This window comes from Marinobacter salinisoli, from assembly GCF_017301335.1.
GTDB lineage: Bacteria > Pseudomonadota > Gammaproteobacteria > Pseudomonadales > Oleiphilaceae > Marinobacter > Marinobacter salinisoli.
This window is the reverse complement of the sequence record NZ_CP071247.1, coordinates 509,291-525,155: the sequence shown is the minus strand read 5'-3', so window position 1 is coordinate 525,155 and position 15,865 is coordinate 509,291. Positions and strand designations below refer to the sequence as shown.

The window sequence follows — 15,865 nt, the reverse complement described above, 5'->3', positions numbered from 1 at the left end:
TGCCGCCCGCCACTGTCATCGAAAGGGAGCAAAAGCCGAGCATGCTGAAAGGTAATTTTTTTCGCGGACTGGGGTACCTGGGTGAGGGTTTTCGCCTGATTCGGCAGCCCGGTTTGCGATTGTTCGTCATTATTCCTCTGATTCTCAACGTTCTGCTTTTCGGCTTGCTGTTCTATTTCCTGGCAGAACTGTTCACCGTGATGATTGCCGGCGCCATGGCGTGGCTCCCCGACTGGACGTGGTTGCAGGCGCTGGATTGGCTGTTCTGGCTGCTTTACGGGCTGGTCATCCTGCTTATGCTGGCCTATGGGTTCGTCATCGTGGCCAACCTCATTGGCTCTCCCTTTTATGGCTATCTGTCGGAGTTGACTGAAAAGCACCTGACCGGACAGGAGCTGGATACCGACGACAGCTGGCAGGCGATCATAAAAGACATCCCCCGGGCCCTGGGTCGGGAAGTTAGAAAGATTTTGTATTACCTGCCCCGTGCCATTGGCCTGTTTGTGATCGGTCTTATCCCGGTGGTGAATCTGGTGGCGGCTTTACTCTGGTTTTTGTTCAACAGCTGGATGATGGCGTTGCAGTATGTGGACTATCCTGCAGATAACCACAAAGTCAGTTTCAAGGGGCTGCGCGATCTGCTCGGAGAAACACGTTTGTCGGCCCTTGGATTCGGGTTGCCTGTAGCGCTGGCGGCCATGGTGCCAGTGTTGAACCTTGTTGTTGTGCCCGCCGCAGTCTGCGGCGCCACCGCCTACTGGGTGCGCGAGAACGGCGCCACCCGAAAGTCAGCCTGATTGGAGGTTTCTTGGAGAAGCTGGATTTTGTAATAGGTCAGCGTTGGGTCAGCCACAGCGATACCGGTTTAGGGCTTGGTATCGTGACGGATATTTCTGGCCGCCGTGTCACGCTGGGGTTTCCATCGGCGGATGAAGAACGCACGTACGCCATCGATAACGCACCGCTCTCGCGCATTATTTTCCAGGTGGGGGAGGAAATCGAAATCTTCGATGGCTCGCGCTTGGTGGTGCAGGCGGTGGAGGATCTGGGTGGCGTGCTGATGTACGACGCCTACGATGGTGACCAGCTTCACCAGGTCTCTGAGGTCAAACTGAGCGGGTCGGTGAATTTTTCCGCGCCTCAGCAGCGTTTGTTCGCCGGTCAGTTCGATCGAAACGGCGCATTCCGGTTGCGGGTGGCCACCATGCAGCATCTGGAGAGGCTCCGCGCTTCCTCTGCCCAGGGCTTGATCGGCGCCCGTACCCAGCACCTGCAGCACCAGATCTACATCGCCCACGAGGTGGCCAAGCGCCACGCGCCGAGGGTTTTGCTGGCGGATGAAGTCGGCTTGGGTAAAACCATTGAGGCCGGCTTGATTCTGCATTACCAGATCCACACTGGCCGCGCCAAGCGGGCGTTGATTGTGGTGCCGGACTCGCTGATCCATCAGTGGCTGGTGGAGATGCTGCGCCGCTTCAACCTGCGATTCTCCATCATCGATCAGCAGCGGTATGCCGCGCTCGACGAACAGAAAGACGATGTCGATGCTTTGGTTAACCACATTTTCGGGGACGACGATGAGGATAACCCCTTTGAGTCGGAACAACTGGTGCTGTGCAGTCTGGACTTCCTCACCGACAGTGCCCGGGCCCAGAAGCACGCAAAGGCTGCGGGTTGGGATCTGATGGTGGTGGACGAGGCCCACCACCTGGCCTGGAGCCCGGAAGAGCCGAGTGTCGAGTACCAAGTTGTTGAAGAGCTGGCGACCGAAAGCCGTGGTTTGCTGTTGCTCACGGCAACACCGGAGCAGGTCGGCTTGGCGAGCCATTTTGCCCGCCTTCGTTTGCTGGATCCGGCACGGTTCCACGATCTGGAAGCTTTCCGAGAGCAGGAGCAGCAATACGAAGCCATCAATCGCGTGGTGCGCCGCCTGCAATCTGGCTCGTCCGAGTTGACTGCGGAAGATCGCACGGCGCTGGAAGGCTGGCTCGGCGATGAACTCGGCCAGCTGCTGGCGGGCGAGGAGCCCGAACAGGCGATCATTGATGCGCTGCTGGATCGACATGGCACGGGCCGTGTGTTGTTCCGCAATACCCGGGCCGCGATTCAGGGGTTCCCCGAGCGTGTGCCCAAACCGGCTCCTCTGACATGCCCCGAGATGTATCAACCCCATGCCTGGGGGACAATCGGGCTGGCGCCGGAGCAGGAAGTTACTGAGGACATGTGGCTGGCGGACGATCCCCGTATTCCCTGGCTGCAGCAAACCCTGACGTCCCTGCGCCCGGAAAAAGTCGTGGTGATTTGTGCCCGTGCCGAGACCGCCATGGCGCTGGAGCATTACCTGCAGCTGCGGGCCGGCATTCGCAGTGCCGCGTTCCATGAACATTTGAGCCTGATTGAGCGGGACCGGGCCGCCGCCTATTTCACCGACAGCGAGCAGGGCGCGCAAGTCCTGATCTGTTCGGAAATCGGCAGTGAAGGCCGCAACTTTCAGTTTGCCCATCATCTGGTCCTGTTTGATCTGCCGGCCAATCCCGACCTGCTGGAGCAGCGCATCGGACGGCTTGATCGTATCGGCCAGAGCGAAACCATCAAGATCCACATTCCCTACCTTGAGGGCACCGCGCAGGAGGTTCAGTACCGCTGGTTTGAGGAGGGTCTGAATGCCTTCGCCGAGAGTTGCTCGGTCGGTGTCAGCGTGCAGGAAAAGGTGCAGGGGCAGTGGCAGGCTGCGATCGACGGTCAGACCTCCGCGCTCAATGAGTTGGTGGCGGTGTCGGCCGATGAAACGGCGCGGTTGAAGACCATGCTTCAGAACGGCCGTGACGCGCTGATTGAACTGAATTCCTGCCGCCCGGATGTGGCGCGGACTCTGATTGAGGCGATTGAATCCGAGGAGGAATCCGCGCAGGTCCGCGATTACATGATGGAGGCCTTCGATATCCTGGGTGTGGATGTTGAAGACCACAGTGAGCATTCCGATATCCTGAAGCCCGGAGAACAGTATCAGGCCGGTCATGTGGCGGAGCTGCCGGAGGATGGTGTGACGGTGACCTGGCATCGCCAGGATGCACTGGAGCGGGAGGACTTGGCCTTTATGAGCTGGGAACACCCCATGGTCACCGGGGTTATGGACTCGGTAATCAGTACCGGCCTGGGTAAGGCCGCGCTGGCGAATCTCAGCGTCAAGGCCCTGCCGCCCGGAACGCTGCTGCTCGAAGCCCTGTTCTCGGTGCATTGCCCGGCACCGGAAACCCTTCAGCTGACCCGTTACCTGCCGGTGTCGCCTCTGCGACTGCTGGTGGATGTCACCGGCAAGGACTTGTCCCGGGCATTGCCTCACGACCGGTTGAACGATCTGTGTTCCAACATCCGGCGCCGGACTGCGCAGGCGATTGTGCCCAAGATTCGCAGTCAGGTGGAAACGCTGGTCGGCCACGCGGAAACCCTTTCCCAGCCGCACCTGGAGCCGATGAAGAACAAGGCGCTGGAGCAGGTCGAATCGCATTTCGCCCCGGAAATTCGGCGACTGGAAGCGCTGCAAGCGGTGAATCCGGCCATCCGGGATGAAGAAGTAGACTACTTCCGCAAGCAGCTTGCGGCGGCTCGGGAGGCTATCGGGCATGCCAGTCTGGCGCTGGAAGGCATTCGCGTTATCGTCACCTCCTGATCAGTGTGAAAGGCTTGGCTCTCTGGCGATCAGCGGCTGTTCAGCTTTCATCTGATGCGGTACTGTTGGCGTACCTACTTTAGTCTTAATAAGTTTCCGAAACACGGACGACAGAGAGAACCTATGATGACTTTGATTCTTTTCCTGGTGGCGCTGGCGGGTCTGCTGATCGTTATGCGCCGTGAGGCCGGAGCCACACCGGCCATTGGTGTGATGGTTGGGGTTGGTGTGCTGTCCTGGATCTTTGCATCCGGCTGGCTGGCCCTGATCCTCTTCCTCGGTGCGGCCGTCACCGCTGCGGCTGGATTGCCGGGCTTTCGCCAGAGTTGGCTGACGCCGAAAATCTTCTCGACGTTCAAGAAAGTCGCGCCCAAGGTTTCAGCCACCGAGAAGGTTGCTCTTGAGGCGGGTACCGTCGGCTGGGACGGCGAGCTGTTCACCGGCCAGCCGAACTGGCGCAGCCTGCTGTCTAACCGCCATAACGGCCTGCGGGAAGACGAACAGGCCTTTGTCGATAACCAGTGCACCAAGGCGATCTCCATGTGTAACGCATGGGATCTGGCTGTGGAGCGTGCGGATCTGCCCAAAGAGCTCTGGGACTTCCTGAAAGTAGAGAAGTTCTTTGGCATGATTATTCCCAAGGAGTACGGCGGCCTGGGCTTCTCTGCCAAGGCGCAAACAGCGGTGCTGCAGAAGCTGGCGGCGAACGAAATGCTGATGGTTTCCGTGGGGGTACCGAACTCCCTCGGCCCCGGCGAGCTGCTCGTCAAATACGGTACCGATGATCAGAAGAATCATTACCTGCCGCGTCTGGCCGATGGTCGGGAAATCCCCTGTTTCGGTCTGACAGGCCCTCGTGCGGGTTCGGATGCGACGTCCATCCCGGACACCGGCATCGTGTGCAAGCGCAAGGTCGGCGGCAAGGAAGTGGTCGGCATCAAGCTGAACTTCGAGAAGCGCTGGATCACCCTGGCACCGATTGCCACCGTGGTGGGTCTGGCGTTCCGCATGTTTGACCCGGACGGTCTGCTGGGCGACAAGAAAGACATCGGGATCACGTGTGCCCTGATTCCCCGTGACACCAAGGGCATGGAAATCGGTCGTCGTCACTGCCCGATCGGAACGCCGTTCATGAACGGCCCGATCAAGGGCAAGGATGTGTTCATCCCGCTGGACTACATCATCGGTGGCCAGGAAATGGCTGGCGAGGGCTGGCGCATGCTGGTTGAGTGTCTGTCGGTGGGCCGCTGCATCACCTTGCCGTCTGGCGCAGCGGGCATATCCGCCTATACCGTCGGCACGTCCGGTGGTTTCACTCGTGTTCGTCGTCAGTTCAATACCCCGGTGGCGGATATGGAAGGGGTTCAGGAGCCGCTGGCCCGGATTGCCGGTAAGACCTACATTGCCCAGTCGGCGGTCAACCATACCGCGAATATGATCGACCAGGGCGAAAAGCCGGCGGTGCCGTCGGCGATCCTGAAATACCACCTGACTGAGTTCCAGCGGGACGTGCTGACCGACGCCATGGACGTTCATGGTGGCAAGGCGGTGACCCTCGGCCCGCGCAACTATCTGGGCACCAGCTTCAGCGGTGCGGCAGTGTCCATCACCGTGGAAGGCGCAAACATCATGACTCGCAGCCTGATGATCTTCGGCCAGGGTGCGATCCGCTGTCATCCCTATGTGCTGAAGGAGCTGGCGGCCAAAGACAACGACGACATTCAGGCGTTTGACAAGGCTTTCTTCGGTCACGCCGGTCTGATCTTCGGTAACGCCGCCCGTGCCTTTACTCAGGCCATCGGCGCCGGTCGGGCAGAGGTTCCGTTCGACAATGCCAGCCGTCGTTACGCTCAGGCGCTGTCTCGCTTCAGTGCCGCCTTTGGCCTGTGCGCCGACGCCGCGATGACCACGCTGGGCAGTGAACTGAAGATGCGCGAGCTGATTTCCGCTCGTCTCGGTGACATGCTCGCCAATCTGTATCTGGGCTCCATGGTGCTGAAAAACTGGCACGAAGGTCAGCCCGTGCAGGGTGAGCGTGAGGTTATGGAATACAGCATGACCTTCCTGCTTAGTCGCATCGAGAAAGCGCTGGATGAGTTCCTGCAGAACCTGCCAAGCCGTGCCGTGGCCATAGTCCTGCGCGGTATTACAATGCCGCTTGGCCGTCGCTGGCATGCACCCGGTGACGAGCTGACTCGCAAGATCGCCCGTGCCATCTCCACCGATACGCCGATCCGGCAGAAACTGCTGGCCGGTGTCTGGACCAGTGAAGGCGAGGGCGGTATCGAGAACCCGGTGGCCCAGTACAATGGCTTGCTGAAAGACTATGATCGAGCCGAGAAGCTTTACCGCAAAGTCACCAAGGCTTACGCCAAGGGTGAGCTGCCGATGACCGCGCTGCATCCGGAGGATCGCTTCGAGGCGGCACTGGAAGCTGAAGTGATCAGTAAGGATGAGGCTGAGTTCATGCGCCAATACGAGGCTGTCGTGCTGGAGATGCTCACGGTGGACGACTTTGCCTTTGATGAGTTTGCCAGCAACAAGAAAGCGGTCATCAAGCACAACGCCGCCTGACAGCTAGCGCTTTGATGGTCAAAAAGGGCACCGGAAGGTGCCCTTTTTTTGTCTTAACTTGTTGGTTTCATGAGGGCATACTGACTTTACCCGCCCCGGCGGCGACTTATTCAGAATGAAGGAATATCAGAAACATGTGGCTTTCCGTATTGGCGGTCAGTTCAGGGGCGGTCATCGGCGCCAACCTGAGATGGATGCTGGGGCTCTGGCTGAACAGCACGTATCACCCGATCCCTCTGGGAACCCTGGTGGCCAACTTGGCCGGTGGCTGGTTCGTTGGTCTGCTGATTGGCTATTTCAGCACTGGAAGCAGTCTGGCGCCGGAGTGGCGATTGTTTGCGATTACCGGTTTGTGCGGTGCGCTGACAACCTTCTCGACGTTCTCCCTCGAAATGCTGGCGGCCATTCAGGAAGGCAAGTGGGGGATGGCCCTCGCCGGGGTACTGGCACATGTGGTGGGGTCGCTGGTCATGACCGCGCTGGGGCTCTACAGCTATGGCCTGATCCGGGGCTAGATCGGTCCGGATCCGTTGGTATCAGTACTTACTCAAATGTTTGAAATGGCTCTTGGCATGTCGTTTTTTCGGGGGTAAAGTGGCGGCTGTAAGGAAAGATGAGTAAAGCAATTCATGAATAAGGCGTACCTCCGTAGTCAGTAGTGACCGTCCCTGTTTTTGATTCAGCGATTTCAGTTTTTCCCTACCCTCGGGTCTGAGCCACGAAGGCGTCAGACTATAGATTATGTGATTGATTTCAGGAAAATTAAGTATGTCTACTACTACCGGTACCGTTAAGTTCTTCAACGAATCAAAAGGCTTCGGTTTCATCACTCGTGAAGGCGGCCCGGACGTATTCGTTCACTACAGCGCCATTCAAGGCAGCGGATTCAAGACCCTGGCAGAAGGCCAGCAGGTTGAGTTCACTGTTACCCAGGGCCAGAAAGGTCCGCAGGCGGAGAACGTTGTTGCGCTGTAATTCCTAATGGATTACAGGCAGTAACCGCTTGGAAAAGGCAGCTTCGGCTGCCTTTTTTTGTGCCCGTCTTCCGGCACGCGATCAGTTGTGCCATTCCGCATTTCCTGTGTAAGCTCTGAGCAACCTGGTACTCGTGTAATTTGCTTACGGTGTCGAGACTTGCAGGAACCACCCCATGTTGAAGCTGCTCAAATCGGTCTGGATAATTACCTGGGCCGTCGTGCTAACCCTTGTCCTGTTTATTCCTATTGTCGTGGCGGCCCTGGTGGGCAGGCGCGGCGATGCCGCCTTTCACGGCACCCAGGTCTATGCCTGGTGTATTTTGAAAGTGTGCGGTATCCGGCTGAGGGTTTCCGGCAAGGAGCACCTCGTGCCGCACCAGCAATACGTCATCCTGAGCAATCATGCGTCTTACTTTGATCCTCCAGCGCTGGTGCTGTCGCTCGGGGTGCAGTATCGCTGGGTCATCAAACAGGAACTTCGCAAGGTGCCTTTGTTCGGGCTGGCGTTGGAGACATCCCGGAACCTGTTTATTGACCGCTCGAAGGGCAGTGACGCGCTAGAGAGCATCAGGAAAGGGGTGGAGCAGTTACCCGATGGCACCGGTATTTTGATCTTCCCCGAAGGTACCCGGTCCTGGGATGGGGAGCTTCTGCCGTTCAAGCCCGGAGGATTTGTGATCGCCAGGCAAAGCGGGTTACCCATTCTGCCCGTCACGGTCAGTGGTTCGCACGACCGCTTGCCGAAGGGGCACGCAGCGTTCCAGCCCGGTGTTATCGATATTGTGATCCATCCTCCGGTAGAGGTGGGGAGCGAGCCGGTGGACGCTCTTATGGAAAAGGTGCGGGCAACTATCGGTTCAGCTTTGGTGTGAAGGCTGGCCAGCGCCGGTTTGCCGGCCAACCTTTGGAACCGTTTATTGATCGAAGATTTGGTTGTAAAAGTCCAGCGTGCCCTGCCAGGAGCGCATTGCGGCCTCCTCATCGTAACCAACCGGCAAGCCGAACTGCTCGGCGTATTCATCCGCGCCCGGATTGGTGAACGAGTGCAGAACATCCGGGAAGGTGACCAGTGTCAGGTCCACGCCGGCTTGCTGCATTTCCTCCACAAGCCCGGCGACCTGTTCCGCCGGCACCATTTTATCCGCGCCACCGGTGTACACCTGAATCCGGGCATTGACCTTGCCCTGCTCGGCCTTCATCGGGCTGGAAAGTGAGCCGTGGTAACTGACCACGCCGTCCAGATCGGCGCCGCTGCGGGCCATGTTCAGCACGACCGCACCCCCAAAGCAGTAACCCTGGGCGGCGATCTGGTCGCCGTCGACGGTCTCATGCTCCTCCAGCAGCTCCTTGGCCGCCAGGAAACGGTTTTTGATCTGATCGAAGTTGCTGGTGGCTTCCTGCATGAACTGCTTCGCGGTGTCGGGATGCTCCGCAAGCTTGCCTTTGCCGTACATATCGAGTGCGAAAGCGGTGTAGCCCGCCCGCGCCAGTTTCTTGGCCTGGTCGCGGACAAAGTCGTTATGGCCCCACCATTCGTGCACCAGCAGTATTCCGGGCCGCTTTCCTTGAACGCTGTCATCCCAGGCCATGAACCCGGAAAAGGTCTCGTCTCCGATCTGATAGTCGACAATCTCGGTTTTCATTTCCGCGACAGCCTGATGGCTGGTGAGTGCCAGGGTAATGGCCGCGGCCGAGGCGAACGCTGTGAGTCTCGTCATGATCCTGCTCCTTGTGGTTCATTGGTAATACGAGAATTGGGTACGAGCTAAGGAATACATCCGATGCCTGGAGGTGACTGCGCCCCGCTACAAACTGGCTTCGACGTTGTGCCTTTTGACTACAATTGAGGCTCAGGCAGGTGAATTTGTCGAGTTCCGGAGGTTGTTCATGAAAATCGGCGTACCCAGAGAGATCAAAAACCACGAGTACCGGGTTGGCATGACACCGGCCGCCGTGCACGAACTCGTTGGTCAGGGACACGAGGTGTTTGTGGAAACCCATGCCGGCGCGGCGATTGGCTTCAGCGATGACGACTACCGGCAGGCAGGCGCGCAAATACTTCAGGCCGCCGCCGAGGTCTTCGACGCCGTCGAGCTGATCGTTAAAGTCAAGGAACCCCAGGCCGAGGAACGGGCACGGCTGAGTGAGGGCCAGACTCTGTTCACCTATTTGCATCTGGCGCCGGATAAACCGCAGACGGACGACCTGGTGGCATCCGGGGCGACCTGCATTGCTTATGAAACCGTGACCGACCGGAAGGGCCGCCTGCCGCTGCTGGCGCCCATGTCTGAGGTGGCCGGGCGGATGTCGATTCAGGCCGGGGCCCACTGTCTGGAGCGGTCAGTCGGTGGGCGGGGGGTACTCCTTGGCGGTGTGCCCGGTGTCGCGGCGGCGCGGGTCACGATCGTCGGCGGTGGCGTGGTGGGTCAGAATGCCCTGGCCATGGCCGTCGGTATGGGGGCCCAGGTGACGGTGCTGGATCGCGATATGGATGTACTGCGCAGCCTGGATCATCTTTACGGTAACCGGATTACTACCCTGTTCTCGACCGCGCATACCCTGGATCAGGCTGTCACGGAATCGGATCTGGTGGTGGGCAGTGTGCTGATCCCGGGGGCATCGGCGCCCAAGCTGATCACCCGTGACATGATTCGTCGCATGCCTGAGGGCAGCGTGTTGGTGGACGTGGCGATCGACCAGGGCGGTTGTGCCGAAACCTCGAAACCAACAACTCACGCCGACCCCACGTACATGGTTGATGGTGTGGTACATTACTGCGTGGCAAACATGCCGGGGGCGGTGGCACGCACCTCCACCCTCGCGCTCAACAACGTGACCTTGCCGTTTATTTCCGCCATTGCCAACAAAGGCGCTGACCAGGCGATGACGGACGATCCTCACTTGCTGGCGGGGCTGAATGTATACGACGGCAAGGTGACCTACAAAGAGGTGGCGGAAGCCACGGGTCATCCGTACACAGACCCGGCAACCCTGCTGGGAATCTGAGCAGTAATACCACTGGGAGGCACGATGAAGCTGATTGGATCAACCACTTCACCATACGTTCGGCGTATTCGAATCCTGCTTGGCGAGGAGCCCCACGAGTTCGTCAATCTGGACATTTATGGTGAGGGCCGGGACGAATTGAGAAAGACCAACCCGACCTTGAAGATCCCGGTTCTGGAAGACGGCGGACAGGAAATTTACGATTCCCGGATCATCGCACGATACATCAGTGCACAGCAGGGCAGAGACCCGCTGACCTGGGATCAGCAGAATCAGCTGACGATGATAGACGGCGCCAATGATTCGGCGGTCATTCTGCTTTTGTCCGAGCGTTCAGGCATCGACACCTCCCGGGATGTGATGTTCTATAACCTTCAGCGTGAGCGCATCATGACCACTCTGAGAACGCTGGCAGCCATGGTTGATGAGGGCGAGTTCGACGACTGGCAATACCCGTCTATGTGCCTGTACTGTCTGGTCGACTGGCTCGATTTCCGCGATCTGGTGGATTGGACCGGCGTGGAGAGTCTGTTGTCGTTCCGTGATCGCCATCGGGAGGAACCCTGGGTAGCGCGGACTGATCCCCGCGCCTGAGCCTCGTTCACCTCCACACTCTCCGGTGTGCCGCCCCGGGGTGGCACACTGGTTTTGCCGTTGCGACACAGAACAAAATTTTACCGTTTTCCCCGGCGAGTCCCCCGATTTTGACTATATTTAAAATGAGCAAGGTGGGTTGATCTGAGCAAATTGCCCACCCGTATCTCATAATATTAACAATAGGTCTCTAGAGGGGGTCATCCATGCTCCTGACTCACGCGTTTGGTTTATTTACCCACCCGGACGAAGAGTGGGCTTCCATTCGAAAAGAACACGAAACACCTCGCCGTCTGTACGTTGCCTACGTGGTGGTGCTCGCCGCCATCGCGCCTGTGTGTGCGTACATTTCGACCGCTTACTTTGGCTGGACAGTTGGCAATGACCGGCTGATAAAGCTGACTGAAATCAGTGCGCTGCAGTTAAGTGTGCTGACCTACCTGGCCATGCTTGTGGGTGTCTTTGCCCTCGGCTATGCGATCAACTGGATGGCGAAAACCTACGGCGCCCGGGAAGAGCACGTTCCTTCCTACGGCATCGCATTGGCGGCATACTCCTGCACGCCGCTGTTCCTGGCGGGCTTCGCGCTTCTCTATCCGGTTCCTTGGTTCAACGCCATCGTATTTTTAGCGGCCGCCTGCTACGGCGCTTGGCTGATGTACGACGGTTTGCCCATCGTGATGGGGGTGGAGAAGGACCGTGCGGTGTTCTACGGCGGAGCCATTCTGACCGTGGCACTGGTGATTCTGGTCACCACCCGGGTCGGTTCCGTCATCCTCTGGAACTGGGGGGTGGGACCGGTGTTCGTCAGCGGTTGATCGAACACACGACGTTGGCACGTAAACAGAAAGGGAGCCTTTGAGCTCCCTTTTCTCTTTTTCTGATTGTGTGTTTCCATTTAAGCGCGGGTGATGACTGACGGTGTTCCGCGCCCTTCCACGGCGGCCAGTTCGGCGGCCGACAGCCACTCGCCGGGCGGTTTCTTCATGGTGAGTGCGCAGGCGGCCAGGGTATGGGCCCAGGAGCACCGGTTGGCGAACAGCATGCCGGCTTCGTTCAGGGTGCCGCCCCGATTCAGGTACCCCAGAACGCGAGCGCGCTCGGGCTTGGGGAACAGGGGGCTGAGGTGGCCCCGGAACACTTCCGGGCGCATATGGGTCAGCGCTACGCGCCTTGTGATCTGAGTGGGAAACAGGCGGTCCCGCGCGAAGTCAGGCAGGCAGTAACTGGCCTCCATGCTGTCCCGGGGCGGGCGCAGACGTCCGGGCTCCTGGATATACACCAGGCGAAAGGAGGTTCCGGTGTCGCGCAGTCGTTCGCAGACCCGGATTGCCTCCGCCAGCTGGTAGGCACCATTGGCCATTAACAGTATCGGTTCGCCACCGGAGGTGTCCTCATCCACCACGATGGCGCCCTGTCGCGCCAGCGCCTCGGCTTCATCCCAGGAGAACAGGCACGGTCGCTCCTGTTTGGGGATGACCATGATCGAAATTTGTCCGCGCTGGCTGTACACGCCGGGCAGCAGGGCCAGGGTGCTGTTGTAGTCGGCGGGAAACAGCACACGGGATACGTCGTTCATTTCTGCCAGCAGGCTTTCGCAGAAAGTGGTGTCCTGGTGGGACTGTTCGTTCTTGCCGTTTTCCCAGGTGTGGGATGTCGCGATCACCGGAAATCCGAGCCAGCTCGCCGGGCGTCCCACTTCTTTTTGCCGACGTGCAAAAATCAGTTCCTGACGAATGGCACCCAGCATTTTTACGCAGAAAGCCTCGTAGCTGGCCACCAGGTTCAGTCCCGCCTTGTTGGCCAGGCACGCGGATACCACGGCTTCTTCGTTGAGCGCGGTAATGATATCGCCGTGGACGGACTCCTGATCGTTTTCCGGATCGATAACCCGGTGTTTGAGTGCCGCCAGGACGCCAGTCAGCCGGTTGCTGGCCAGCTCGTCCGGATTGCCCACCCGGGCCCGAAGCGTTGGATTGGCCGCCAACAGGGCCGGGAAAAAATCATCCACCGCACTCATCGGCGAACGACCGTTTTCGCAGGGTGGCAGGCGTGGGATGGCCGGTTCCGGAGGATTCCGGAGCGACAGGGCGTGGTCTCGCTCCCGCTCCCTGCGCTGTTGCTCGTGTTCGGTCAGGTAGGCAACGCTTTGGCGCAGTTCGTCGGGCGCTACCCAGAGCTTGCCGGCGTGTTCGTTGAACAGTTCCCGGGCTCGGGCATCCATTCGCGGGTTGCCAGGCAGCGGCAGGTTGTGCGCTGAATTACTGCCGGCGCCATAGAAGCCAAAGCCCTTGACCGTTTCTGCGATGCCGTAGGGAATGCGGACCGGATAGCACAGGTCGCCCCGGAGCGCTTCCTCGGCACTGGCCTTGAGCGATTGCTCCATTTCAAACAGGGCGCAGACAAAGGCCGCCGGGTCGCGACCATCAAAACGATGCGGATCAAAGCCGCGCTCAGCCAGATGAGCTTCAAAGCGTTCCAGGCCGGCGCGGGTGCCCAGCTCGGTGCGTTGCTCAATGCGCCGTCCGTTGGCAATCATGACCGGCATCATCAGCCCGCAATCTTCTGCTCGCCACCAGCGGGGCACCCAGTCGCTGCCCCGCTGCTCTTCAGCGGCACCATCGGACAAAAATGCCACCAGAGACTCCCCGGGCAGGGGCATGTGGGCGTACTGGAGTTCGGCAAAGCCAAGGTAGCCGCCCTCAATGATGCCGCCTGCGGTGTGGGGCGTGACATGGCTGCCCAGCGGCGCGCTCACCGAGCCGTCCGGGGCCTGCCGGTAGTTGTAAAAATCCGCGGCCAGTCGTGACAGGCCCTCGGGCGCCAGATATCGTTCCGATTGTTCCGGATGCAGGTTGCCGGTCAGCACATTGAGGGCCTCGATGGCCGCGACGCAATGACCCTGGCCCATCAGCCAACTTCGGGTCTGTCCGGTGAGATTATTGAAGGCCAGGTAGGCGGCGTAGGCCGGTACCATGTTCAGCGCGCCGCCGGTATGCCCCTGGGGCTGGGTTTTGAAGTCCTGTGGTTTCAGCGGGCTGCCGCTGACCTCCACCCGGTTGGCGTAAGTCATGTGGGCGACGAGCCAGAGCCCGGCGCTGGTCAAGCGGTCCAGCGCGATGAGTTTCCGGTACACCGTGTTCGCATCGGGTTGCAGGCCGGCCGCGATGAGTCGCTGGGCCAGGCTTTCAACCCGCGCACAGGTGGCCTCGCTGTGCTCGATCACGCCATAGCCCTTCCGCCAAAGGTGACAGGCGGAGCCTGTTGGCCCGGAATCGGGAGTGGGTGCTGGCTGACGGGTTGGGGTATGCATGTTCAGGCCTTGCCTCCATGGCGTTCATTGTGACCAGAATTGTAGATCTGCCCGCCGCAAGTCGACTTGATTCAGGTCAGAAAGCCGGGTTCGTTACAGAAGTCCGGGCTTCGCCGATCAACGCTCCACGTAAGGAGGTGACCGCATTGGCGCTGTGCAATGATTGCCTTACACTGGGCGGCCATAAGGTTGTTTTACCTTGACGCGGGCCCTCGAGCCGCCGTGTGGCGTGTTTCTGACGACATTCGGTTCGACCCGCGCAGTACCCGAAATTGTTAGTGATAAAAGCAGGATTCAGATCTCATGATGATACGTGGTGGCTTTGCCCTCATGCTGACTCTCCTTATTTGTTTTTCTGGGGTCGCGGCTGCCAGTGGCGAAGAGCCGACAGGCCCCAATCTGGCCTCGGTGAATGCCGCCGTGGCGAAAGTCGGTGACGATGCCCTGTTGTTTGGCAAGAATGCCAACCGCTCTGTGCCGATTGCCTCCCTGACCAAGGTGATGACCGGCCTGGTGGTTCTGGAGTCTGACCAGCCACTGGATGAGTGGCTCACGTTTAAGGAGCGACACACGCCGGCCGCGGCCAATGCCTACACCCGGATTCGTGTGGACTCCCAGTTACGCCGGTCCGATGTCCTGCGCATTGCGTTGATGTCGTCCGAAAACTTCGCGGCCTATACCTTGGCGCGCAGCTACCCGGGAGGCTTTGACGCCTTTATCAACGCCATGAACGCGAAGGCAAAGGCACTGGGTATGACGGGTACCCACTTTGTCGACCCCACCGGCCTGTCGGCAGAGAATGTCTCAACGGCGGCCGACCTGGTGAAACTGGTGAAGGCGGCAGGCAAGCACCCGGAAATCCGGGAATACTCGACCACAGGCTATTATCGTGCGCAATTCCGGAAGCCTCGTTACAGCCTGTCGTTTGGCAATACCAATGCCCTGGTCCATCGTGACAGCTGGGGCGTGTCCCTGAGCAAAACCGGCTATCTGGAGGAAGCGGGCCGGTGCCTGGTAATGGTGTCGCAAATGAACGGCGAGCCGGTTGTCACCGTCTTGCTTGATTCGCTGGGCACCCGTTCGCCTCTGGGCGATGCCGGGCGCATCAAGCGCTGGCTGGACACCGGCGCCCGTGGCCAGGTGGCCACGGCTGCCCGCCGTTACGAACAGGAGAAAAACGCAGCTTATGCCGCTGCGGCCAAGAACGTAGTCAGTGCCAACTAACTCAGCGCAGAAGGTCCGTAGTGATGATCCAGATTCTTACCACTGGTGGCACCATCGATAAGGTGTACTTTGACGCCAATTCGGAATTTGCCGTGGGTGATCCGACGGTGCCCGAGATGCTGTCCGAGTCCAACATCCATGGCGGTTACGAACTCAAGGAGTTGCTGCGCAAGGACAGTCTTGAAATGACCGACGAGGATCGTCAGGCTGTTTTTCAGGCCGCCAGTGAGTCCACGTGCGACCGGATTCTGATCACGCACGGCACAGATACCATGCCGGAAACCGCCTCGGCCCTGGCCAAGCTGGAAGGCAAAACCATTGTGTTGTTTGGTGCCATGCAGCCGGCCCGGATGCGCCGCACCGACGCGTTGTTCAATCTCGGGTTTGCGTGGTCGGCGGTGAGCCTTCTGCCACCGGGAGTCTATATAGCCATGAATGGCGAAGTGTTTGAGGCGGGCTCGGTTCGCAAGAATCTTGAAGCAAAGCGTTTTGAGCGACTCTGAGCCT

13 protein-coding genes are annotated in these 15,865 nt (G+C 59.4%); 11 read left to right on the top strand and 2 right to left on the bottom strand.

Annotated elements, in window-relative coordinates:
- Nucleotides 1–41: 41 nt before the first annotated feature.
- From cysZ to LPB19_RS02410, 6 genes are all read left to right on the top strand, one after another.
- The gene (cysZ, locus tag LPB19_RS02435) at nucleotides 42–797 is read left to right on the top strand and encodes a sulfate transporter CysZ (RefSeq protein ID WP_206644538.1); all 756 of its coding nucleotides are present in this window, start codon (nucleotides 42–44) and stop codon (nucleotides 795–797) included.
- An 11-nt stretch (nucleotides 798–808) separates the two neighbouring features.
- The gene (rapA, locus tag LPB19_RS02430) at nucleotides 809–3,670 is read left to right on the top strand and encodes an RNA polymerase-associated protein RapA (protein WP_206644537.1); all 2,862 of its coding nucleotides are present in this window, start codon (nucleotides 809–811) and stop codon (nucleotides 3,668–3,670) included.
- Nucleotides 3,671–3,793: 123 nt separating this feature from the next.
- On the top strand, nucleotides 3,794–6,244 hold the full coding sequence (locus LPB19_RS02425) for an acyl-CoA dehydrogenase (protein WP_228289184.1): 2,451 nt from the start codon (nucleotides 3,794–3,796) through the stop codon (nucleotides 6,242–6,244).
- A gap of 134 nt (nucleotides 6,245–6,378) precedes the next feature.
- A complete protein-coding gene (gene crcB, locus LPB19_RS02420; protein ID WP_206644535.1) occupies nucleotides 6,379–6,759 on the top strand; it encodes a fluoride efflux transporter CrcB in 381 nt (126 codons plus the stop codon).
- A 253-nt stretch (nucleotides 6,760–7,012) separates the two neighbouring features.
- Nucleotides 7,013–7,219 carry a cold-shock protein gene (locus tag LPB19_RS02415; protein WP_206644533.1) on the top strand — a complete coding sequence of 69 codons (207 nt, stop codon included), beginning with the start codon at nucleotides 7,013–7,015 and terminating at the stop codon, nucleotides 7,217–7,219.
- A 175-nt stretch (nucleotides 7,220–7,394) separates the two neighbouring features.
- Nucleotides 7,395–8,093, top strand: coding sequence for a lysophospholipid acyltransferase family protein (locus tag LPB19_RS02410; RefSeq protein WP_206644532.1), 699 nt, complete (start codon nucleotides 7,395–7,397; stop codon nucleotides 8,091–8,093).
- A 42-nt stretch (nucleotides 8,094–8,135) separates the two neighbouring features.
- Here LPB19_RS02410 and LPB19_RS02405 read toward each other — a convergent pair whose 3' ends face one another.
- On the bottom strand, nucleotides 8,136–8,939 hold the full coding sequence (locus LPB19_RS02405) for a dienelactone hydrolase family protein (RefSeq protein WP_206644530.1): 804 nt from the start codon (nucleotides 8,937–8,939) through the stop codon (nucleotides 8,136–8,138).
- A gap of 169 nt (nucleotides 8,940–9,108) precedes the next feature.
- Between LPB19_RS02405 and ald the strand changes: the two genes are divergently transcribed.
- From ald to LPB19_RS02390, 3 genes are all read left to right on the top strand, one after another.
- Nucleotides 9,109–10,227 (top strand): alanine dehydrogenase, encoded by a 1,119-nt coding sequence (gene ald, locus LPB19_RS02400; protein ID WP_206644529.1) that lies wholly within the window; start codon nucleotides 9,109–9,111, stop codon nucleotides 10,225–10,227.
- A gap of 24 nt (nucleotides 10,228–10,251) precedes the next feature.
- On the top strand, nucleotides 10,252–10,821 hold the full coding sequence (locus tag LPB19_RS02395) for a glutathione S-transferase family protein (RefSeq protein ID WP_206644527.1): 570 nt from the start codon (nucleotides 10,252–10,254) through the stop codon (nucleotides 10,819–10,821).
- 206 nt (nucleotides 10,822–11,027) lie between these two features.
- A complete protein-coding gene (locus LPB19_RS02390) occupies nucleotides 11,028–11,639 on the top strand; it encodes a Yip1 family protein (RefSeq protein WP_206644525.1) in 612 nt (203 codons plus the stop codon).
- Between the two features lie 80 nt (nucleotides 11,640–11,719).
- Here the strand turns inward: LPB19_RS02390 and LPB19_RS02385 are convergent, their stop codons facing one another.
- Nucleotides 11,720–14,134, bottom strand: coding sequence for a phosphoketolase family protein (locus tag LPB19_RS02385; protein ID WP_206644524.1), 2,415 nt, complete (start codon nucleotides 14,132–14,134; stop codon nucleotides 11,720–11,722).
- Nucleotides 14,135–14,437: 303 nt separating this feature from the next.
- Between LPB19_RS02385 and pbpG the strand changes: the two genes are divergently transcribed.
- Together pbpG and LPB19_RS02375 are read left to right on the top strand one after the other, a co-directional pair.
- Nucleotides 14,438–15,358, top strand: coding sequence for a D-alanyl-D-alanine endopeptidase (gene pbpG / locus LPB19_RS02380; RefSeq protein WP_228289183.1), 921 nt, complete (start codon nucleotides 14,438–14,440; stop codon nucleotides 15,356–15,358).
- 23 nt (nucleotides 15,359–15,381) lie between these two features.
- Nucleotides 15,382–15,861: an asparaginase domain-containing protein gene (locus LPB19_RS02375; protein WP_206644522.1), complete on the top strand. Its 480-nt coding sequence runs from the start codon at nucleotides 15,382–15,384 to the stop codon at nucleotides 15,859–15,861.
- The last annotated feature ends 4 nt before the right edge of the window (nucleotides 15,862–15,865 follow it).